The sequence below is a fragment of the Streptomyces sp. MB09-01 genome (assembly GCF_033794505.1).
Taxonomy (GTDB): domain Bacteria; phylum Actinomycetota; class Actinomycetes; order Streptomycetales; family Streptomycetaceae; genus Streptomyces.
The window spans coordinates 1-5,898 of record NZ_JARAYQ010000379.1; the positions used below are offsets into that span (position 1 = coordinate 1).

Annotated in this window: 7 protein-coding genes; 5 read left to right on the forward strand and 2 right to left on the reverse strand. The window is 70.9% G+C overall.

Features of this window, described 5'->3' with window-relative positions; genetic code table 11:
- Positions 1-918, reverse strand: a 918-nt coding sequence (locus tag PV721_RS40295) for a hypothetical protein (RefSeq protein ID WP_319733377.1), incomplete at its 3' end; no start/stop codon positions are given.
- A 217-nt stretch (positions 919-1,135) separates the two neighbouring features.
- Between PV721_RS40295 and PV721_RS40300 the strand changes: the two genes are divergently transcribed.
- From PV721_RS40300 to PV721_RS40320, 5 genes are all read left to right on the forward strand, one after another.
- Positions 1,136-2,278, forward strand: a complete 1,143-nt coding sequence (locus PV721_RS40300) for a transposase (protein WP_319733379.1) — start codon at positions 1,136-1,138, stop codon at positions 2,276-2,278.
- 44 nt (positions 2,279-2,322) lie between these two features.
- Complete coding sequence (locus PV721_RS40305) at positions 2,323-3,123, forward strand: class E sortase (protein WP_319733381.1); 801 nt, start codon at positions 2,323-2,325, stop codon at positions 3,121-3,123.
- 81 nt (positions 3,124-3,204) lie between these two features.
- Positions 3,205-3,522 (forward strand): DUF6412 domain-containing protein, encoded by a 318-nt coding sequence (locus tag PV721_RS40310; RefSeq protein WP_405830292.1) that lies wholly within the window; start codon positions 3,205-3,207, stop codon positions 3,520-3,522.
- Between the two features lie 139 nt (positions 3,523-3,661).
- Positions 3,662-4,483 (forward strand): YidC/Oxa1 family membrane protein insertase, encoded by an 822-nt coding sequence (locus tag PV721_RS40315; RefSeq protein ID WP_319733383.1) that lies wholly within the window; start codon positions 3,662-3,664, stop codon positions 4,481-4,483.
- 168 nt (positions 4,484-4,651) lie between these two features.
- Positions 4,652-5,509 (forward strand): fumarylacetoacetate hydrolase family protein, encoded by an 858-nt coding sequence (locus PV721_RS40320; protein ID WP_319733386.1) that lies wholly within the window; start codon positions 4,652-4,654, stop codon positions 5,507-5,509.
- A gap of 170 nt (positions 5,510-5,679) precedes the next feature.
- On the opposite strand, the gene PV721_RS40325 is transcribed toward PV721_RS40320, so the two are convergent.
- Positions 5,680-5,898: Gfo/Idh/MocA family oxidoreductase (locus tag PV721_RS40325; RefSeq protein ID WP_319733388.1), on the reverse strand; the 219-nt coding region annotated here is incomplete at its 5' end.

Sequence of the window (5,898 nt, forward strand, 5' to 3'; positions counted from 1 at the left end):
GGCTTTGCCGCGGGCGGCCAGGGTGGTGGCGTATTCGGCCAGGAGGGACGGGGAGGCCGGGGAGGTCTTTTCGGAGGCCGCGAAGGCCTCGTAGGACGGGACGCTCGCGGTGACGATGCCGAGGTTCGTGGTGCCCGAGGCGGCTAGGGCGCGGAGGGAGGTTTCGATCTCCCTCAGGTGGGCCTCGTGCGAGGTGTACTCCGCGGCGAGCGTGGGGTACGAGGTGAGGAGTTCGGCCAGTTCGCGCGCGGGCCAGTGGAGGATCGCCACCGGGAAGGGCCGGGAGAGGGCCGCGCGGCGGTCGCCCAGTTCGGCGCGCAGGCGGGCGATCTCGGCGCGCAGTTCGGTGGGGTCGTCGGAGCCCAGTGCCCAGATGCGCTTCGGGTCGTGGAGCTCGTCGAGGGGGATCGGGCCGATGTGGCGGGTGTCGGCGACCATGTCCCAGTCGTCGTGCGGGCGCCCGAGGAGGCGGCGTACCCGGTGGCGGCCCGTCAGGAGGGCGGTGGTGGCCTGGGTGAGCGGGTCGTCCTCCGTGATGAGGAGGGCCGCCGCTTCGGTGAAGCACTCGTGCGAGGCCTCCAACTCGTCGTGTGCCTCCAGGGCTTCCGCGATGACCTCCCACGGCGCCGGGTCCTTCGGGGAGGCGGCGCGGATGCCCGAGATGAGGGCGCGGGCCTCGGCCTCGTGGCCGTACTCCCATAGGTTCGCCGCCTGCAAGGCCTTGATCAGGTAGGGGTCGGAAGGTGAGGAGGAAAGGAGTTGGTCGTACAGGGCGCTCGCCCGGTCGCGTGCGTCGGCCAGTTCGAGGTGGGCCGCGGCCTGGAGGAGCAAGGGCTCCTGGTCCTCGGGGTAGCGGGTCGCCGTGCGGATGAGGCGCTCGGCTTCGGCGATGTGCTCGGCAGGCGTGTCGGGGCGCATGGTTCACACCGTACTGCTGCTGGTCAGTTGACGGGGGAGGACTTAGGGTGCGGCCCGTGCGGGATCACTGAGAATCCGGAGGACTCCTCGGGGGCGGCTAGAGGGATATGCCATTTAGCCGCCATGCCTCAACTGTCTCAGTAAGGTAGGTGATATGACGACAGCGCCGGATCTACGGGAGAGGGTCGGACCTACACGGTTCACCTACCGGCTCCGCGTGTCGTCCACCGCGATGACGGCCTTGGCGTCGGAGTGGGATAGGGGTCGCTGGGTGTGGAAACAGTGCGTTGCCATGTCCAGGGCGGCGTACAAGGCAGGGGAGGGGTGCGGCCCGGCGCGGCTGGACAAGTTGCTGACCGGCTGGCGCAGCGAGCGCGAGTGGCTGCGGGCCGGTGCCAGCGTTCCGCAGCAGCAGATCATCCGAGACTTCGCCAAGTCCCGCGGCAAGGCGTTGACGGATGCCAAGGCGCAGATGCCGGTGCGCCAGCGGGCGGGGATGCCCCGCTTCAAGAGGAAGAACGTGGCTGAGCCGACGCTCAACTACACCCGTCGGGGCTTTCGGTTGAAGGACGGCCGTCTGTACGTGGCCGGTGGCATCGCCCTGACGGTGGTCTGGTCGCGGGATTTGCCCGCCGAGCCGTCCAGTGTCCGTGTCTACCGCGACAGCCTCGGCCACTGGTACGCCTCCTTCGTCGTCGAGACAGAGACGCAGCCGCTCCTCGCGACCAGGGCGGCGGTTGGCATCGACTGGGGCGTCAAGAAGACCGCCACAACCACCAGCGACGCTCACGATCTCCCGCATCCCGAGCACGGGAAGAAGGCGGCCGGGAAGCTGGCCGGCTATCAGCGGATGATGGCCCGTAGGAAGCCGAAGCTCGGGCGGGCCGCGTCGAAGGGCTATCGGCAGGCGAGGCGGCAGGTCGCCAAGGTGCACAAGAAGATCGCCCGACAGCGCCAGGACACCACCCGTAAATGGGCCAAGCGCGTCGTGACGGACTTCGACCAGATCGCGGTGGAGGACTTCAGACCGAAGTTCCTCGCCAAGTCCAGAATGGCGGGCAAGGCTGCCGACGCGTCCATCTCGGCCACCAAGCGCGAGCTGATCAACATGGCGCGCAAACACGGCCGGGTCCTCCACCTCGCACACCCGGCGCACACCACCATGGACTGCGGAAACTGCGGAGCGAGAGCCAAGCACGCACTGCCGCTGTCAGAACGTACGTACCTGTGCACCGCCTGCGGAGCCGTCTCACCCAGAGACAAGAACTCCGCACGCGTGATGCTCGTCCGGGCAGGTCTCAACCCGGCTGGCGTCGATCGCGGAAGACCTGACGGGCCGCCGGTCCGTCAGGCAGCGTGAGCCTGGGATCCCCCTCGTTCAGGGGGAGGAGTCAAATACCTGTGGTGGTTCAAGGCGGTCGGCGGGCGCGCCGGGCCGGTCTCGTGGGGGCGCTGTGGGCGACCGCCGAGCTGACCGTCACCGTGGGGGTGGTGGTGTTGTTGCTGGTGGTGCACCAGGTGTGGTGGACGAACCGGCAGGCCGCGGCCGCCGCGCAGGATCGGGTCCAGGCCCTGGAGCGGTCCTGGGGACGGGATCCCGCACCTGACCCAGTTGGCCCACCTGACGCACTTGGCCCATCTGATCTTCCGGAGCCGGCCGCGACCGTTGCCGGGCCCGTGCCCGTGCCGGTGCCCGTACCCGGCTCCGCCGGGACGGCCGGGCCCGGCCGGTCCGCCCGGCCCGCCGCCGGACCGCCGACGCGTGACCGGGCGTACGCCGTCCTGCGCATTCCCCGCCTCGGCCTCGTCGTCCCCGTCGCGCAGGGGATCGACAAGCGGGCCGTCCTCGACAAGGGCTACGTCGGGCAGTACCCCGGGACCGCCGGGCCCGGGGAGCGGGGGAACTTCGCCCTGGCCGGTCACCGGAACACCCACGGCGAGCCCTTCCGGTACATCAACCGGCTGCGGGCGGGCGACGAACTGGTCGTCGACATGCGGGGGCGCAGGTACACGTACGTGGTCGGGAAGATCCTGAGCGAGACGACCGAGCGGGACACCGGGGTGATCGCGCCCGTGCCGCGGAGCCTGGTGAAGCCGGACCAGGGATACGGCGAGCCCGGCGCGTACATCACCCTGACCACGTGCACGCCCGAGTACAGCTCCAAGTACCGGCTGGTGGTCTGGGGGACCCTCAAGTCGTCCTGACTCGTTCCGTTGTCAGCGGGGCCGGTTACCATCGAACGCGTACGTGAATTCGCGCGCGGGAGCGGAGTGGGGGAGGTTCGTATGGCCGGCGTGTTCGCCCGGGCCTCGCGGGCCCTTGCCGTACTGCTCCCACTGATGCTGCTCGGGGGAGTCCTCGGACTCTTCGCTGGGGAGAGCGGGCTCGGCGCCGTGGTGGTGGCCCTCGCGGCCACCGTGGCCGTGGGCACCGAGGCCCTGGCCGCGGCCGCACGGCTCGTGCGGCCCGTCCCGCCGCACCGCATACGCACCGCGATACGTGACCGCGAGCAACGCACGGCGTTCCTGCCGCAGCGTGATCCCGATGCCTCGGGCCGGTCACGGCCCAGGGCGCCCGGCCGTGCCCTCCTGACGGCCGCGTAGGGGCGCGCAGTACATCTCGTTCTCGTTCTCGTTCTTGCTTCTCGCCTTCTGCTGACTGATCACTGTTGTCGCCCCTCGCGGGTCGTCACGCCGAAATGCATCTCTTTCGACGTTCGACGAGACCCTTCGGAGGGCCCACGTGTCCGTTTTCACCCATCTTGTTGCTGAGCTGGGCCAGCTTCTCGAGCCGGTACTGGACCAGTCCGCGACCGCTGCCGCGATCGTGCTGTTCACCGTGCTCGTACGGCTCGCCCTGCACCCGCTGAGCCGGGCCGCCTTCCGCGGGGCCACCCCGGCGGCGGGGTGCCTGCCGTTGCTGCTGCAGCTGCCGGTGTTCTTCGTGATGTACCAGGCGTTCTCCTCGGCGAAGGTCGGCGGCGAGGCCAACGAGTTGCTCGGGCACCGGCTCTTCGCCGCGCCGCTGGGCTCCCGGTGGACGGAGGCGTTGGGGGAGGGCGGCCCGTTCGGGGCGCAGGGGCTGGTGTTCCTCGGACTGTTCGGGGCGATCGCGGTGGTCGCCGCGTGGAGTGCGGTGCGGGGCCGCAAGGCGGCGGCCGTGGCCGCGGCTGCGGCCGCCGCTGCCTCCGCGGCGACGCCGGCCGGCCGCGGCAAGGCCACACCGGGGGCCGCGAAGGGCAGGCCGGGTGCCCAGCCGAGTGTCAAGGCGGCTGCCAAGGCGGCTGCCAAGGCGGGCGCCAAGCCGGGTGCCAAGGCCGGGGTCGTGGCCGAGGTGAGTGCCGAGCAGCAGGAGGTCATGCGCAAGCTGGGCGGCGTACTGCCCCTGCTGTCGTTCGGGACGCTGATCACGGCTGCCGTGGTGCCGCTGGCCGCCGGGCTGTACCTGCTGACCACCACCGCGTGGTCGGTGGCGGAGCGGATCTGGCTGCAGTACCGCAAAGAGCGGGCCGAGTGCGCGGAGAAGGCTGCCGAGCAGACGGAACAGGTGGAACAGATGGCGTAGGCCGAGCAGGGGCGCAGCCGGTGGAGCGGTGCGTTCCAGTCCGTGAACAGGGTCTTGCGGATCGGGCGGCCATCTTGGAGGATCAACCAATCCTCCGATGGCCGCAACCCATCGGCCGGCCCGGGGCACGCCCATGGGCCGACCACCCACGACCACGGGAGAATGCCCATGAAGCTGCTGCGTGTCGGACCCCTCGGGTCGGAACGCCCCGCGCTGCTCGACCAGGACGGGACCCTGCGTGACCTGTCCGGCCTGATCACGGATGTGGACGGCGGCCTCCTGGCCGACGACTCCGTGCTGTCCCGGGTACGGGACGCGGCCGAGTCCGGTGAGCTTCCGGTTCTGGGCGCCGAAGGGCTGCGGATCGGTGCGCCGGTCGGCCGCATCGGCAAGGTCGTGGGCATCGGCCTGAACTACTTCGGGCACGCGGCCGAGATCGGCGCGGAGCCGCCGGCCGAGCCGATCCTGTTCCTGAAGGCCGCGGACACCGTGGTCGGCCCCGACGACACCGTGCTCATCCCCCGCGGCAGCGTGAAGACCGACTGGGAGGCCGAGCTCGGCGTCGTCATCGGCAGCACCGCCCGCTACCTGTCCTCCGCCGAGGAGGGCCTCGCGCACGTCGGCGGCTACGTTCTGGTCAACGACGTCTCGGAGCGCGAGTTCCAGATCGAGCGCGGCGGCACCTGGGACAAGGGCAAGAACTGCGAGACCTTCACCCCGCTCGGCCCCTGGCTGGTCACCGCCGACGAGGTCCCGGACCCGCAGGTCCTGGACGTGAAGCTGTGGGTCAACGGGGAGCTGAAGCAGGACGGCAACACCTCGGACCAGATCTTCCCGGTCGGCGAGGTCGTCCGGTACCTGAGCCAGTTCATGACCCTCTACCCCGGCGACGTCATCGTGACCGGTACGCCGGGCGGCGTGGCCATGGGCCAGCCGGAGCCGAAGCCGTACCTGCGGGCCGGTGACGTCGTGGAGGTGGCGATCGAGGGCCTGGGCCGTCAGCGCCAGGAGTTCAAGGGCGCCTAGGAACACCCGAAAGGGGGGGGGCGGGACTGCCATCGGCAGCCCCGCCCCCCTCTTTTTGCCTGCGTGCTTTCGGTGCCCCCAGCCGCCCAGCCGCTCAGCCCTCGGCCGGAATGCGGTGCCGGCGCCCGGCCGGCGCCAGCCTGGCGCCCGCGGTTGCATTTCCCTGCGAATCAGACATCTGTGGCGGGAATCTCCACCACCACGCCCTCCGCGGACGACCTGCGGGCCGCCTCCAGTACGTCGAGGCAGTGCGCGGCCTCGTGGGCCGTGACCGGGGCGGGTCCGCCCGTGCGCAGGGCGGCCGCCACCGCCGCGTAGTACGCCGGGTAGTCGCCCGGCTCGGTCGGCAACGGGGTTCCGCCGCCGGTCAGCGGGGACTCCCCGGAGCC

What these genes read in the sequence shown, in the direction of transcription:
- PV721_RS40310 (WP_405830292.1), top strand. Translation starts at nt 3,205, where the DNA reads ATGGCCGGCGTGTTCGCCCGGGCCTCGCGGGCCCTTGCCGTACTGCTC.
- PV721_RS40320 (WP_319733386.1), top strand. Translation starts at nt 4,652, where the DNA reads ATGAAGCTGCTGCGTGTCGGACCCCTCGGGTCGGAACGCCCCGCGCTG.